The sequence below is a fragment of the Serratia bockelmannii genome, from assembly GCF_008011855.1.
Lineage (GTDB): Bacteria > Pseudomonadota > Gammaproteobacteria > Enterobacterales > Enterobacteriaceae > Serratia > Serratia bockelmannii.
Genome location: NZ_VOUX01000007.1, coordinates 1 through 13,913 on the forward strand (window position 1 = coordinate 1; position 13,913 = coordinate 13,913).

At 57.1% G+C, this 13,913-nt stretch carries 14 protein-coding genes and 1 tRNA gene; 1 reads left to right on the forward strand and 14 read right to left on the reverse strand.

Going from position 1 to position 13,913, the window contains the following annotated elements:
• From FOT55_RS10880 to cydA, 12 genes are all read right to left on the reverse strand, one after another.
• Nucleotides 1–76 (reverse strand) — tRNA-Lys (locus FOT55_RS10880).
• Between the two features lie 178 nt (nucleotides 77–254).
• On the reverse strand, nucleotides 255–1,049 hold the full coding sequence (cpoB, locus tag FOT55_RS10885) for a cell division protein CpoB (protein WP_004939852.1): 795 nt from the start codon (nucleotides 1,047–1,049) through the stop codon (nucleotides 255–257).
• Nucleotides 1,050–1,058: 9 nt separating this feature from the next.
• A complete protein-coding gene (gene pal / locus FOT55_RS10890) occupies nucleotides 1,059–1,568 on the reverse strand; it encodes a peptidoglycan-associated lipoprotein Pal (RefSeq protein WP_025160033.1) in 510 nt (169 codons plus the stop codon).
• Between the two features lie 44 nt (nucleotides 1,569–1,612).
• The gene (gene tolB / locus FOT55_RS10895; RefSeq protein ID WP_025301887.1) at nucleotides 1,613–2,905 is read right to left on the reverse strand and encodes a Tol-Pal system beta propeller repeat protein TolB; all 1,293 of its coding nucleotides are present in this window, start codon (nucleotides 2,903–2,905) and stop codon (nucleotides 1,613–1,615) included.
• Between the two features lie 132 nt (nucleotides 2,906–3,037).
• Nucleotides 3,038–4,264, reverse strand: a complete 1,227-nt coding sequence (tolA, locus tag FOT55_RS10900) for a cell envelope integrity protein TolA (RefSeq protein WP_147823469.1) — start codon at nucleotides 4,262–4,264, stop codon at nucleotides 3,038–3,040.
• A gap of 81 nt (nucleotides 4,265–4,345) precedes the next feature.
• Complete coding sequence (gene tolR / locus FOT55_RS10905) at nucleotides 4,346–4,774, reverse strand: colicin uptake protein TolR (protein WP_004939859.1); 429 nt, start codon at nucleotides 4,772–4,774, stop codon at nucleotides 4,346–4,348.
• A 12-nt stretch (nucleotides 4,775–4,786) separates the two neighbouring features.
• Complete coding sequence (tolQ, locus tag FOT55_RS10910) at nucleotides 4,787–5,470, reverse strand: Tol-Pal system protein TolQ (protein ID WP_004939862.1); 684 nt, start codon at nucleotides 5,468–5,470, stop codon at nucleotides 4,787–4,789.
• Nucleotides 5,467–5,871: a tol-pal system-associated acyl-CoA thioesterase gene (gene ybgC / locus FOT55_RS10915; protein ID WP_004939863.1), complete on the reverse strand. Its 405-nt coding sequence runs from the start codon at nucleotides 5,869–5,871 to the stop codon at nucleotides 5,467–5,469. Before ybgC ends, tolQ begins: the two co-directional genes overlap by 4 nt.
• Nucleotides 5,872–6,001: 130 nt before the next feature.
• Nucleotides 6,002–6,298: a cyd operon protein YbgE gene (ybgE, locus tag FOT55_RS10920; protein WP_025301885.1), complete on the reverse strand. Its 297-nt coding sequence runs from the start codon at nucleotides 6,296–6,298 to the stop codon at nucleotides 6,002–6,004.
• Nucleotides 6,298–6,411, reverse strand: coding sequence for a cytochrome bd-I oxidase subunit CydX (cydX, locus tag FOT55_RS10925; RefSeq protein ID WP_004939868.1), 114 nt, complete (start codon nucleotides 6,409–6,411; stop codon nucleotides 6,298–6,300). The genes ybgE and cydX overlap by 1 nt, the downstream gene beginning before the upstream one ends.
• Nucleotides 6,412–6,428: 17 nt before the next feature.
• Entirely contained in the window at nucleotides 6,429–7,568 is a 1,140-nt protein-coding gene (gene cydB, locus FOT55_RS10930) for a cytochrome d ubiquinol oxidase subunit II (protein ID WP_019454033.1), read from the reverse strand.
• A 14-nt stretch (nucleotides 7,569–7,582) separates the two neighbouring features.
• Nucleotides 7,583–9,151 carry a cytochrome ubiquinol oxidase subunit I gene (gene cydA, locus FOT55_RS10935; protein WP_019454034.1) on the reverse strand — a complete coding sequence of 523 codons (1,569 nt, stop codon included), beginning with the start codon at nucleotides 9,149–9,151 and terminating at the stop codon, nucleotides 7,583–7,585.
• A gap of 682 nt (nucleotides 9,152–9,833) precedes the next feature.
• Between cydA and FOT55_RS10940 the strand changes: the two genes are divergently transcribed.
• Complete coding sequence (locus FOT55_RS10940) at nucleotides 9,834–11,732, forward strand: bifunctional metallophosphatase/5'-nucleotidase (RefSeq protein WP_147823470.1); 1,899 nt, start codon at nucleotides 9,834–9,836, stop codon at nucleotides 11,730–11,732.
• Between the two features lie 72 nt (nucleotides 11,733–11,804).
• Here FOT55_RS10940 and sucD read toward each other — a convergent pair whose 3' ends face one another.
• Both sucD and sucC read right to left on the reverse strand, forming a co-directional pair.
• Nucleotides 11,805–12,677 (reverse strand): succinate--CoA ligase subunit alpha, encoded by an 873-nt coding sequence (gene sucD, locus FOT55_RS10945; RefSeq protein WP_004939878.1) that lies wholly within the window; start codon nucleotides 12,675–12,677, stop codon nucleotides 11,805–11,807.
• A complete protein-coding gene (gene sucC / locus FOT55_RS10950; RefSeq protein WP_025301883.1) occupies nucleotides 12,677–13,843 on the reverse strand; it encodes an ADP-forming succinate--CoA ligase subunit beta in 1,167 nt (388 codons plus the stop codon). The genes sucD and sucC overlap by 1 nt, the downstream gene beginning before the upstream one ends.
• Nucleotides 13,844–13,913: the final 70 nt, after the last annotated feature.

The following is a 13,913-nucleotide window of genomic DNA, read 5'->3' on the forward strand; positions in this document are numbered from 1 at the left end:
TGGTGGGTCGTGCAGGATTCGAACCTGCGACCAATTGATTAAAAGTCAACTGCTCTACCAACTGAGCTAACGACCCAATTTCCCTGCCGCTTTAACATCTTGCAAGATGTCTTGGCAACGGCGGCATATATTACTAATTTATCTTGGCAGCGCAACCTAAATTTTTTACTGATACGTTCAACTGCTTGTTCTTCACGCGAATGAGCCCAGAAATCGGTCAAATCGACTAACTTCTGGGCTCATTTTTCTGACTGTTAACCGCCTACGCGACTTTTCGCCTGTTTGGCCGCCGCACTGGTTGGGTATTGTTTAATCACCTGCTGGAACACGGCTTTGGCTTTATCGGCCTGCCCTTTCTCCTGCATGATGATACCCACCTTGTACATGGCGTCCGGCGCCTTCGGTGATTTAGCGTAATTCTTCACCACCACCGCAAAATAGTAGGCCGCGTCGTCTTTTTTACCCTTGTTGTAGAACAACTGACCCAGCCAATAGTTGGCGTTGGGCTGATAGGTAGACTTCGGGTACTGTTTTACGAAGGACTGAAAGGCAGAAATCGCCTGGTCATACTGTTTTTTTTCCAGCGCCAGAGAAACAGCGGCGTTGTAGTCGCTGTTCTCATCACCGCCGCTCGGCGTTGCAGACGCGGCTGCAGGCGCGCTGCTGCCCGCATCGGAAGATGCGCCTGCGGCTGCCCCACCGGCAGCGCCCGCGGCCGCAGAGGCGCTCTGAGCGCCACCCTGGCTGAGGCTATCCATCTGCTGATAGATTTGCTTCTGGCGTTCAACCACCTGATTCAACTGATACTGACTTTCCTGGATTTGCCCACGGAGAGAATCAATGTCGCGTTGGTTATCAGAGAGTTGTTGCTGGAGTTGGTTTAAAAGCTGGCCTTGAGCATTGCTGATGCGCTCAAGCGAGGTGACGCGGTCTTCGACCGAGCCGGAGCCGACATTACTGATTGGCGCTTGGGCAGTAGCGGCCCAGGGGGCCGCTACGCCAACCAGTAACGACAGACTCAACAGGTGACGTCTGAAGTTACTGTTCATGCGATTCTCTTAGTAAACCAGAACGGCACGACGGTTTTTAGCATAAGCCGCTTCGTCGTGGCCCAGTACTGCTGGTTTTTCTTTACCGTAAGAAACGATAGAGATCTGGTCAGCGGAAACGCCTTTACCCTGCAGGTACATTTTAACGGCGTTAGCACGGCGCTCACCCAGAGCAATGTTGTATTCCGGCGTGCCGCGTTCGTCAGCGTGGCCTTCAACGGTCACTTTGTAAGACGGGTTGTTACGCAGGAATGCAGCGTGCGCGTCCAGCATCTGAGCGAATTCGGAGCTAACGTCATACTTGTCCAGGCCGAAGTAAACGATGTTGTTCTTCTGCAGTTCTTGCATCTGCAGACGAGCTTGTTCTTCGGAAGACAGGTTGCTGCTGCCGTTTTCCATACCAGTGCCAGCGCCCATACCAGATTGGTCGTTGTTCGCGCTTTTGTTAGAACTACAAGCTGCTACAGCCAGAACTGGCAGTGCCAGCAGAAGCCCTTTCAGCACTTTGTTCAGTTGCATTTCTTTGATCCTTTTATAGTTTGCCATACATATTTACACATGCATCACAGATACGGCGACCAGGCAGGGAATTTGACCTGTCCATCAGTTGCCGGAAGACGCGCTTTGAAACGCCCATCAGTTGACACCAACTGCAGCACGGAGCCCATACCTTGCGTGGAGCTATAGATCACCATGGTGCCGTTTGGCGCAATACTAGGCGTTTCATCCAGGAAGGTGCCGGTCAAAACCTGAACGGCGCCCGATCCAAGATCTTGTTTGGCGATGTGTTGTGCACCACTGTTGGTGCTCACCATCACCAGGAATTTACCGTCGGAGCTGACTTCAGAATCCTGGTTCTGAGAGCCTTCCCACGTCAGACGCTGTGCGGCACCGCCGCTGGCGCTGATTTTATAAATCTGCGGACGCCCGCCCTGGTCGGAGGTAAACGCCAGCGACTGGCCATCCGGGAACCAGGTCGGTTCGGTGTTGTTGTTGCGACCATCGGTCAGCTGCGTGATTTGGCCGGAGCCGAGGTTCATCACGTACAGGTTCAGGCTGCCGCTCTTGGACAGCGCGAACGCCAGCCTGCTGCCGTCCGGAGAGAACGCCGGCGCACCGTTGTGGCGCGGGAACGAGGCGATCTGGCGGATAGCGCCGTTAGCCAGGGTCTGTACCACCAGCGCGGAACGGCCGCTCTCGAAGGTCACGTAAGCCAGTTTGCTGCCGTCCGGCGACCAGGCCGGCGACATCAGCGGCTCAGGCGAACGGTGCACCGTGAACTGGTTGTAACCGTCGTAATCCGCTACGCGCAGCTCATACGGGAATTTCCCCCCGTTGGTCTGCACGACGTAGGCGATACGGGTACGGAACGCGCCCTTGATGCCGGTCAGCTTCTCGAACACTTCGTCGCTGGCGGTATGGGCAGAATAACGCAACCACTGTTTGGTCACTTTATACTGGTTCTGCGCCAATACGGTGCCCGGCGAACCCGAGGTGTCCACCAGCTGGTAGGAGATCAGGTAGCTGCCGTCGGCGCCAGGCTGAACCTGGCCGACAACCACGGCGTCGATGCCCAATGCAGTCCAGGCCGCCGGCGTCACTTCAGACGCGGAGGTCGGTTGCTGCGGCATGCGCGCCACGTCGATCGGGTTGAATTTGCCGCTGTTGCGCAGATCCGCGCCGACAATCTTGCCGATATCTTCCGGCGGCGTGCCTGGGCCCGCCCACTTAAACGGCACCACGCCAATCGGGCGAGCGGAGTCGACCCCTTGGGTGATTTCAATGCGAACTTCCGCGTGCAACACGGACGCCCACAGAATTAAAAAACCTAGCGCTACTCGAAATGCCTGCTTCATCTCATCTCCCTTATCCAGGCGGGATGCCTGCGATAAATTAGCAGAATTTTAACAAACCAACTTACGTAAAACTACATAATCCCTGTTGGTTACCTTAGTACATCCCTGTGATCTTACTCAGTCAATCAACCGTTATTGCGGCTTGAATTCAAGGATAGAATTCTTAAAGTGCTGATAAACGGCATCGCTCGGCGGCTTCGGTATATGCGCCAACTTGGCGGCAGACACCGCTGCCTGACACAGAGCAGGATCGCCCCCCGCCGGTTGTACACTTATCAGCAGGCCGTCCGGCGCCAGCTTGATACGCAGGTCGCAGGTTTTGCCGGCGAACGAACTGGCGTCATAGAACTTGCTCTGAATCGCCCCTTGGATCTGCCCCATATAACCGCTGATATCCGCCCCGCTGGCCCCAGCCGCTTTGGCATTGCCCTGCCCGGCCGGTTTACCGTCACCTTTCGATTTAGCACCGCCGCCTTTCGGCGCGTTCTTGCCGTCCGCCAGACCGCCAAAGATATCGTCGACTTCCGCCGATTGCTTCGCAGCCTCGGCGGCGGCCTTCTTCTTGGCGTCCGCAGCGGCTTTCTTGGCAGCGGCTGCTTTCTCGGCAGCAGCTTTCTTCTCCGCTTCAGCGGCGGCCTTCTTCTCGGCTTCCGCTGCGGCTTTCTTCTCGGCTTCAGCGGCCGCTTTCTTCTCCGCGGCCTCAGCGGCTTTTTGCTCTGCGGCGGCAGCCGCGGCTTTCTTCGCCTCTTCCGCCTGTTTCTTGGCGGCGGCAGCGGCGGCCGCTTCTTTCTTGGCTTCCGCTTCGGCTTTCTTCTGCGCGTCCGCCTGTGCCTTGGCGACCTTGTCCGCTTCGGCCTTCGCCTTGGCGGCGGCGACTTCGGCGACCTTCTGTTGCTCTTTGGCCTTGGCTGCGGCGGCTTCCGCCGCTTTTTGCTGCTCGGCGGCCTGTTTCTGCTGCTCCGCTGCCTTCTGCTGTTGCTCAGCCTGCGCCTTGGCGTCCTGCGCAGCTTTCTCCTGCGCCGCCAAACGCTCTTTCTCCAGCTCCTTCAGGCGCTGCTGCTGCTCCGCCTGCTTCTGCTGAAGCTCTTCGGCCTGTTGCTCCGCCTTTTTCTGGCGCTGCTTCTCGGCACGCTGCGCATCGTTGCTCTGCTGCTGCTGGCGGTTGTACTGTTCCACCACCGCGCCAGGATCGACCATCACTGCGCCCACCACGGTGCCATCACCGCCACCGCCGGCGCCCATGTCGACCTTTTCCTGCAGCGATCCCCAAATCAGCAGGGCAATCAATATGAAGTGCAGAACGACCGAAACAATAACGGCGCGGTTCAGCTTATCGTTTTGCTCAGTTGCCTTTACCAAAATAGATTCCCAAAAACTGGTGTTGCTTATACGGGGTTCCTGGGCCACAGCGCAGGAACCGGGTTGCCGTTCGCCTTACGGTCAGATCGGCTGGGTCATCAGCCCCACGGAAGCCACGCCCGCCTGATGGAGAATATTCAATGCCTTGATAATCTCATCGTAAGGGACTTCCTTCGCACCGCCGATCAAAAAGACCGTTTTCGGGTTAGCCGCCAAACGCGACTTGGCTTCGGCCGCGACTTGTTCAGGCGGCAGCAGCTCCATACGGTTGTGATCCACCACCAGGGTGTATTGACCTACGCCGGAAACCTCAAGGATCACCGGCGGATTGTCATCGCTGGACACCGTTTTGGAATCGGTGGCGTCCGGCAGGTCAACCTCCACGCTCTGCGTGATGATTGGCGCGGTTGCCATAAAGATCAGCAGCAGCACCAGCAACACGTCGAGCAGCGGAACGATGTTAATTTCGGACTTCAGCTCGCGCCGACTACGTCCACGTACTCTCGCCATGCTACCTCCTACTTATTTGCTGTCGCTGGAGAAGGCCTGACGATGCAGAATAGCGGTGAACTCTTCCATAAAGTTGTCGTAATTCTGCTCAAGCTTGTTGACGCGCTGGTTGAGACGGTTGTAGGCCATTACCGCCGGGATAGCGGCGAACAGACCGATCGCGGTGGCGATCAGCGCTTCGGCGATACCCGGCGCTACCATCTGCAGCGTGGCTTGTTTCACCGCGCCCAGCGCGATAAAGGCGTGCATGATCCCCCACACGGTGCCGAACAGGCCGATGTACGGGCTGATCGAACCGACGGTGCCGAGGAACGGAATATGGGTTTCCAGCGTTTCCAGCTCGCGGTTCATCGAAATGCGCATCGCGCGCGACGCCCCTTCGATCACCGACTCCGGCGCATGGTTGTTGGCGCGGTGCAGGCGAGCGAACTCTTTGAAGCCGGAATGGAAGATCTGCTCGGAACCGGTCAGGCTATCGCGACGCGCCTGACTTTCCTGGTACAGACGGGAAAGCTCGATACCGGACCAGAATTTGTCTTCAAAGGCTTCGGCGTCACGCGTCGCCGCATTGAGGATGCGGGTGCGCTGAATGATGATCGCCCAAGAGGCTACCGAGAAGCATATCAAAATCAACATGATAAGCTTAACCAGCAGGCTCGCCTTCAAGAATAAATCTAGGATGTTCATGTCAGTCACTGCTTAAACTCCGCGACAATAGACTTAGGAAGCGCTCTTGGCTTCATTTGGTGTGGATCAATACAGGCAATCAGGACATCTGCCTGGCTCAGTAGGGCCCCGTCAGAATTGACAATGCGTTGAGCAAACGTGAGAGAAGCCCCGCGCAGAGAGGTGATTTCACTCTGGACTTCCAGTTGCTCGTCGAGACGAGCCGGAGCCAGATAATCCACCGTCATGCGCCGGACGACAAAAGCGACTTGTTCACTGAGCAGCTGCTGTTGATGAAAGTTGTGCTGACGCAGCATCTCTGTGCGCGCTCTTTCAAAAAAGGCGACGTAGCGGGCGTGATAGACCACACCACTGGCATCGGTATCCTCGTAGTAAACGCGAACCGGCCATCGAAACAACGTATTACTCACTCTACTTCCCAGCAATGCAATTTAACGCTGCTACTATACGCAAGACGGATCGGGTTGGGAATGGGTTACAAGATGGGAATGAAAATAATTATGGGCCGTGAGGGCCCATAACAAGGGGACATCGGGGAGATTATAAAGAAACGTAAAGTAATCCTGCGAACAAGATCACAATGGCGGGAAGCGGTGCGAAAAAAGCGCGCCAGACGCTGCGCTGTGGGCGGAATCCGAAACCGTGGATCACCCCGGCGCACACCGCCCAAATCAGCAACAGCCCTTCCCAAATCTCCAGCGAGCTGGTTTTGGCGGCGAAACGCGTCGGATCCCAGAACACGCACCCCGCCAAAATCAACGCCAGCACCAGGGAAAGGGCCCGGATCGGGCCCTTGTCGGTGACAGCGTACAGCTTGTCAATCACGGACGAGCTCATCACTTACCGTCTTGCTGAGCTTTGGTCGCTTCGCTCTGCTCAAGCGCCAGCGCCGTGATGATGCCGAAGGCGCAGGCAAGAAGCGTTCCGAGAATCCAGGCAAAATACCACATGGTTTAGCTCCTTATCCTTAGTACAGCGAGTGCTTGTTGTTTTCGATGTAGTTCTTGTCGAGGCGACCGAACATTTTGTAGTACGACCAGCTGGTGTACGCCAAAACGATAGGCACGAAGATCGCCGCCACGACGGTCATCACTTTCAGCGTCAACAGGCTCGAGGTCGCGTCCCACATGGTCAGGCTGACGTTAGGCACGGTGCTCGACGGCATCACGAACGGGAACATGGTGACCCCCGCGGTGAGGATGACGCAGGCGATGGTCAACGACGAGGTGACGAACGCCAGCGCGCCCTTCTCCAGACGCGAGAACAGGATGGTGAACAACGGCAGCACCACGCCCAGCGCAGGCAAGGCCCACAGCAGCGGATACTTGTTGAAGTTGATCAGCCAGGCACCGGCCTGATGCGCCACTTCTTTACGCATCGGGTTGGATTCCGCCAGGGTGTCCAGCGCCGACGTCACGACGAAGCCGTCGATGCCTTTCACCAGCCATACGCCCGCCAACAGGAAGCACACCGCCATGATCAGCGTCGCGATCTGTGCCGCAGCGCGTGAACGCAGGTGGATCTCGCCGGTGGTGCGCATTTGCAGGTAGGTCGCGCCCTGGGTGACCAGCATGGTCAGGCTGACCACGCCCGCCAACAGACCGAACGGGTTCAGCAGTTGGAAGAAGTTGCCGGTGTAGAACAGGCGCATGTACTCGTCCATGTGGAACGGCACGCCCTGCAGCAGGTTGCCGAACGCCACGCCGAATACCACTGCAGGCACGAAGGAGCCGATGAAGATGCCCCAGTCCCACATGTTGCGCCAGCGGCTGCTCTCCAGCTTGGAACGGTAGTCGAAACCGACCGGGCGGAAGAACAAGGCGGCCAGCACCAGGATCATGGCGACGTAGAAGCCGGAGAAGGCCGCTGCGTAGACCATCGGCCAGGCGGCGAACAGCGCGCCGCCGGCGGTGATCAGCCACACCTGGTTACCGTCCCAGTGCGGAGCGATGGAGTTGATCATCACCCGGCGCTCGGTGTCGGTTTTGCCGATGATGCGCACCAGAATGCCGACGCCCATGTCGAAACCGTCGGTGACGGCGAAGCCGATCAGCAGAACGCCAACCAGGACCCACCAAATAAATCGCAGTACTTCATAGTCAAACATACGTGGACTCCTGTTTAGCGCGCTTCCTGCACGGCGGCAGTCGGTTGTTCAAAGTGATAGCGGCCGGTTTTCAGGCTGCTTGGACCCAGACGCGCAAACTTGAACATCAGGTACAATTCAGCCACCAGGAACAGGGTGTACAAGCCGCAGATCAGCCCCATTGAGAACAGAATGTCGCCCGCGGTCAGCGAAGAGTTGGCGACCGCCGTCGGCAGCACCTCACCAATCGCCCACGGTTGACGGCCGTATTCCGCCACGAACCAACCCGACTCGATCGCGATCCAAGGCAGCGGCAAACCGTACAGCGCCGCGCGGTGCAGCCATTTTTTCTGGCCGATGCGGCCGCGGATCACGTTCCAGAACGACAGGCCGATGATCAACAGCATGATCACGCCACAGGCCACCATGATGCGGAAGGCGAAGTACAGCGGCGCCACGCGCGGAATGGAGTCCTTGGTCGCCAGCTGGATTTGCGCTTCCGTCGCGTCGGTGACGTTCGGGGTATAGCGCTTCAGCAACATGCCGTAGCCCAGGTCTTGCTTGGTTTTGTTGAATTCGGCACGCACCGCAGGATCGGTATTGCCGCCGCGCAGCTCTTCCAGCAGCTGGTAGGCTTTCATCCCGTTGCGGATACGCACTTCATGCTGCGCCATCAGATCTTTCAGGCCGGTGACCTGAGTGTCCGTGGAGCGGGTGGCGATCAGGCCAAGCGCATACGGGATCTGAATAGAGAAGGAGTTTTCCATCTTGTCCTGATCGGGAATGCCGAACAGGGTGAAGGAGGCCGGCGCCGGCTGAGTGTCCCATTCCGCTTCGATAGCGGCCAGTTTGGTTTTCTGCACGTCGCCCATTTCGTAGCCGGATTCATCACCCAGAACGATAACGGACAGAATGGCAGCCATACCAAAGCTGGCAGCGATGGCGAAGGAGCGCTTGGCAAAGGCGATGTCGCGGCCTTTCAGCAGGTAGTAGGAGCTAATGCCCAGAACGAACATCGCGCCGCAGGTGTAGCCGGAAGCCACGGTGTGAACGAATTTCACCTGCGCAACCGGGTTAAGCACCAGTTCGGAGAAGCTGACCATCTCCATGCGCATGGTTTCGAAGTTGAAATCCGAAGCGATCGGGTTCTGCATCCAGCCGTTGGCGACCAGGATCCACAGCGCGGACAGGTTGGAGCCGAGGGCCACGAACCAGGTTACCGCCATGTGCTGCACCTTGCTCAGACGATCCCAGCCGAAGAAGAACAGGCCGACCAGCGTCGATTCAAGGAAGAACGCCATCAGACCTTCGATAGCCAGAGGGGCCCCGAAGATATCGCCGACGTAGTGAGAGAAATACGACCAGTTAGTCCCGAACTGGAACTCCATGGTCAAACCGGTGGCCACACCCAGAGCAAAGTTAATCGCAAATAACTTTCCCCAGAATTTGGTCATGTCTTTATAGATTTGTTTGCCAGACAGGACATATACCGTTTCCATAATTGCCAGCAAGAACGCCATACCGAGCGTTAATGGGACAAATAAGAAATGGTACATCGCCGTTAAAGCAAACTGTAAGCGCGACAGTTCGACAATATCAAACATCTTGACTCCTTGCTCCTCGCAGGAAGACTCCGACACGCGGTTATCGGCACGCTTCTTTCAAAGCCGCCAGTAACGCCCCGCAGTGAATGCCCTTAAACACAACAAATTTGATCCAGCTTCTCCGCTTTCAACCGCACACTCAGCCAATAGCCCCTCGGGCCTCGACAAGCACGCCACTGAAAACCGACAACGGGTAACAAATGCAACAAGATCAACCATCCATAATCACAACATGGATGATACTCGCCCAATCCCACACAATAAATAGGTTTTTACGTGACGTGGGTTAGACTTTTGGTTACAGGTCAAATCTTAGCCGAAAGAGGTACTTCGGGCTAATTTGATCTGAGACAATTTAAGCCTATCCGCATCTTATTTCCATATTCATCAGCACATTTCGCATAATTTTCTTAGGGTCATGTTGCGCAATGGTTTAATTGTTTTTTAATGATATTTTTGTGTTAAACAAATGTAATTTAAAAGAGCCGCCATTGTATTATTACGCGCTTATTATGCGACATAATTAACCTTTTATTTCCAATAAGCCGTGACAGTGATAGCAGTCACAAAACAACAAATCTCTCTCCAATATTAGTCTATTTCTCGCGACGGGATCGTAAAGGTTGCGATTTTGTAGCAAAATGACCACTAATGTTAAAATTACATTGAGTGACAATAACTTATGAAAAAAATCATCTTTGCCTCTGTCTTGGGACTCTCGGGAAACGTCATGGCCGCCGAAACGGTAAATATCACCCTGCTGGGTACTTCCGATCTGCACGGCACCTTCGTGCCCTGGGACTACGCCAGCGACACGGAAAATCTGGCGGGCAGCCTGAGCCAGATAGCCACTCAGGTCAAACAGGTGCGGGCCGAGCAGCCCAACCTGATCCTGGTGGACGCCGGCGACACCATTCAGGGCAATTTCGTCGAAACCTTCAAGCATGAGGCCGTCAGCCCGATGATGCTGGGCCTCAACGCGCTCAATTATGATGTCTGGGTGATGGGTAACCACGAGTTCGACTTCGGCCTACCGGTGCTGGCTACGCCGCTCAAGCAGTTCAAAGGCGCGGCGCTGGCGGGCAATATCGTCTGGGACAACGGCAAGCCCTACCTGCCGGCCTACACCATCGTCGAACGCCAGGGGGTGAAAATTGGCATTATCGGCATGGACACGCCGATGACCGCCGAATTCGCCAAGGGCACCGATCGCATCAAAGGGTTGAACTTCACCGATCCGGTGCAGGCGGTGAAACAGGTCATCAGGCAAATCGACGGCCAGGTCGACGCCATCGTGCTGGTGGCGCATATGGGCATCGACAACGAGAACCAGCGCCCCGGCACCGGCGTGGCCGACATCGCCAACGCCAACCCGGAGCTGGCGGCGATCGTCGCCGGCCACATGCATGTTAAGATCGACAAAGCGGTGGTTAACGGCGTCATCATCACCGAGCCGGATAAATACGGCCGCGCGCTGTCGCGCATCGACCTGCAGTTTGAACGCCGCGACGGCAAATTCACGCTGATCGACAAAAACAGCTACACCTACCCGATCAAAGGGCTGGCGCCGGACAGCGCCATGCAAGCGCTCTACCAGCCGTACCATGACATTTTGCGCGCCAACGCCAACCGGGTCGTGGCGAAGCTGAGCGGCAGCGATCTGGTGCCCGCCGACGAGTTTCGCGGCATTCCCCAGGTTCACGTGCAGGATACCGGCATCAGCGCGCTGTTCCAGCAGGCCGCCCGCCACTATGCGCCGCTGGCTCAGGTGATCGCCCTGCAGATCGACAACGATCGCGCCAAATTGAATGTCGGCGACATCAAGGCCAAGGACATCGCCTTTAACTACCAATACGCCGGCGGCGAGATCACCGTTTATCAGCTCAACGGCAAAGCGCTTAAACGCTACATGGAGTGGTCCGCCGACTATTTCAATCAGCTGCAGCCGGGCGACGTCACCTACAGCTTTAACCCGGCGCGGCGATCGTCCAAATATTCCACCAACGATTTCTTCGACGGCGTCACTTACACCATCGATCTGCGCCAGCCCGCCGGTTCGCGCATCGTCGATCTGCGCCTGGCGGACGGCACACCGGTCACCGACGACATGCCGATCCGCCTGGGCATGAACAATTACCGCATGGGCCACCTGACGCAAAAGGGCGGCGCGTTGGAGGGGCAATCCTTCCCGGTGCTGTTTGACAGCAAAGCGCAATACGGTGAAGAAGAAGGCACCATTCGCCACCTGGCTCTGCGCTACCTGGCGGAAGTGAAACACGGCCAGTATCAGGGCGTGACGCCGCAGCGCTGGAAGCTGGTCGGCATGGAGGGGTACGAACCGCAGCGGGCGATCGTCAAACGGCTGCTCAATGAAGGCGTTATCCAGGTGCCGACCACCGACGATGGCCGCTACACCAACGTCGCCTCGATCAACGTCAAAGACGCGCTGTTCCGCAACGCCGACGATTACCGCACCGCCCTCACCTCGCTGGAAAAACAGCGGCAAACCGCCGCGGATCCGGTGCAACAGCGCCGCCTGCAGGATCGGATCGCGCTGATCAAAGCACTCAACGATTTCTGATCTTCGCCCATAAAAAAGGCCACCCAATGGGTGGCCAAACATGTCGAGATATTATTATTTCGTACTAAGATCTTAGCGCTTCAGCACCGCTTTTACCGCGTCGCCGATGTCCGCCAGGCTGCGAACGGTTTTCACGCCCGCCGCTTCCAGCGCAGCAAACTTCTCGTCCGCCGTGCCTTTGCCGCCTGCGATGATGGCGCCCGCGTGGCCCATACGCTTGCCTTTCGGCGCGGTTACGCCGGCGATGTAGCCGACAACCGGTTTGGTGACGTGTTCTTTGATGTAAGCTGCCGCTTCTTCTTCAGCGCTGCCGCCGATCTCACCGATCATCACGATCGCTTCGGTCTGCGGATCCTGCTGGAACATCTTCAGGATATCGATGAAGTTGGAGCCCGGGATCGGGTCGCCGCCGATGCCCACGCAGGTGGACTGGCCCAGACCGGCATCGGTGGTTTGTTTCACCGCTTCATAGGTCAGGGTACCGGAGCGGGAAACGATGCCCACTTTGCCCGGCAGGTGGATGTGGCCAGGCATGATGCCGATTTTGCACTCGCCCGGGGTGATCACGCCAGGGCAGTTCGGCCCGATCATGCGCACGCCGGCTTCGTCCAGCTTCACTTTCACGGTCAGCATGTCCAGGGTCGGGATGCCTTCGGTGATGGTGATGATCAGTTTGATGCCGGCATCGATCGCTTCCAGGATGGAGTCTTTGCAGAAAGGCGCTGGAACGTAGATGACCGAGGCAGTCGCGCCGGTCGCTTCAACCGCTTCGCGCACGGTGTTGAACACCGGCAGACCCAGATGCTGAGTGCCGCCTTTGCCCGGGGTTACGCCGCCAACCATTTTGGTGCCGTAAGCGATAGCTTGTTCGGAGTGGAAAGTCCCCTGGCTACCGGTGAAGCCCTGGCAAATTACTTTGGTGTTCTTATCGATTAAAATGGACATTATTTACCCTCCACTGCTGCAACAACTTGCTGAGCCGCATCAGTCAGGCTGGTCGCAGCAATGATATTCAGGCCGCTGTCCGCCAGTTTCTTGGCGCCCAGTTCGGCGTTGTTCCCTTCCAGACGCACCACGACCGGGACGTTAACGCCCACTTCGGCCACTGCGCCGATGATGCCGTCGGCGATCAGATCGCAACGTACGATACCACCGAAGATATTAACCAGAACCGCTTTCACCTTGTCATCGGACAGGATGATTTTGAACGCTTCGGTCACGCGCTCTTTGGTCGCGCCGCCGCCAACGTCCAGGAAGTTGGCCGGTTCGCCGCCGTGCAGTTTAACGATGTCCATGGTGCCCATCGCCAGACCGGCGCCGTTAACCATGCAGCCGATGTTGCCGTCGAGGGCAACGTAGTTCAGCTCCCACTGAGCCGCACGGGATTCGCGCTCGTCTTCCTGAGAAGGGTCACGCATTTCACGCAGTTCCGGCTGGCGGAACAGGGCATTGCCGTCGGCGCCCAGTTTGCCGTCCAGGCACACCAGATCGCCCTGCTTGGTGATCACCAGCGGGTTGATCTCAACCATCGCCAGATCGCGCTCCAGGAACAGCGTCGCCAGGCCCATGAAGATCTTGGCGAACTGGCTGACTTGCTTACCGGTCAGGCCCAGTTTGAAGGCCAGCTCACGGCCCTGATAAGGCTGTGGACCCGCCAGCGGATCGATGGTCATTTTGTGGATCAGTTCTGGGGTTTCTTCCGCCACCTTCTCGATTTCCACGCCGCCTTCGGTAGACGCCATGAACACCACGCGACGGGTAGAACGATCCACTACCGCGCCCAGGTACAGCTCTTTATCGATGTCGGTCGCCGCTTCTACCAGGATCTGGTGAACCGGCTGGCCCAGCGCGTCAGTCTGGTAAGTCACCAGACGCTTGCCCAACCAGGCTTCCGCGAAAGCACGGATATCTTCTTTGCTGTTGACGACTTTAACGCCGCCCGCTTTACCACGGCCGCCAGCATGAACCTGACATTTCACCACCCACGGGCCGGAGCCGATTTTGGATGCGGCTTCTTCTGCTTCACGCGGAGTGGTACAGGCGTAACCGGTTGGTGCCGGCATGCCATACCGAGCAAACAGCTGTTTTGCCTGATATTCGTGTAAATTCATGATGTTCTATCCATTCAGTTCTGAAGGTTTTTAGCCGGACCATTATTATGCGGTAAACCGCATGGTTTTC

Bases quoted from the DNA above. Each gene is read 5' to 3' on its own strand.
- cpoB (WP_004939852.1), bottom strand. From the start codon at position 1,049: ATGAACAGTAACTTCAGACGTCACCTGTTGAGTCTGTCGTTACTGGTT.
- pal (WP_025160033.1), bottom strand. From the start codon at position 1,568: ATGCAACTGAACAAAGTGCTGAAAGGGCTTCTGCTGGCACTGCCAGTT.
- tolB (WP_025301887.1), bottom strand. From the start codon at position 2,905: ATGAAGCAGGCATTTCGAGTAGCGCTAGGTTTTTTAATTCTGTGGGCG.
- tolR (WP_004939859.1), bottom strand. From the start codon at position 4,774: ATGGCGAGAGTACGTGGACGTAGTCGGCGCGAGCTGAAGTCCGAAATT.
- ybgE (WP_025301885.1), bottom strand. From the start codon at position 6,298: ATGAGCTCGTCCGTGATTGACAAGCTGTACGCTGTCACCGACAAGGGC.
- cydX (WP_004939868.1), bottom strand. From the start codon at position 6,411: ATGTGGTATTTTGCCTGGATTCTCGGAACGCTTCTTGCCTGCGCCTTC.
- cydB (WP_019454033.1), bottom strand. From the start codon at position 7,568: ATGTTTGACTATGAAGTACTGCGATTTATTTGGTGGGTCCTGGTTGGC.
- cydA (WP_019454034.1), bottom strand. From the start codon at position 9,151: ATGTTTGATATTGTCGAACTGTCGCGCTTACAGTTTGCTTTAACGGCG.
- FOT55_RS10940 (WP_147823470.1), top strand. From the start codon at position 9,834: ATGAAAAAAATCATCTTTGCCTCTGTCTTGGGACTCTCGGGAAACGTC.
- sucD (WP_004939878.1), bottom strand. From the start codon at position 12,677: ATGTCCATTTTAATCGATAAGAACACCAAAGTAATTTGCCAGGGCTTC.
- sucC (WP_025301883.1), bottom strand. From the start codon at position 13,843: ATGAATTTACACGAATATCAGGCAAAACAGCTGTTTGCTCGGTATGGC.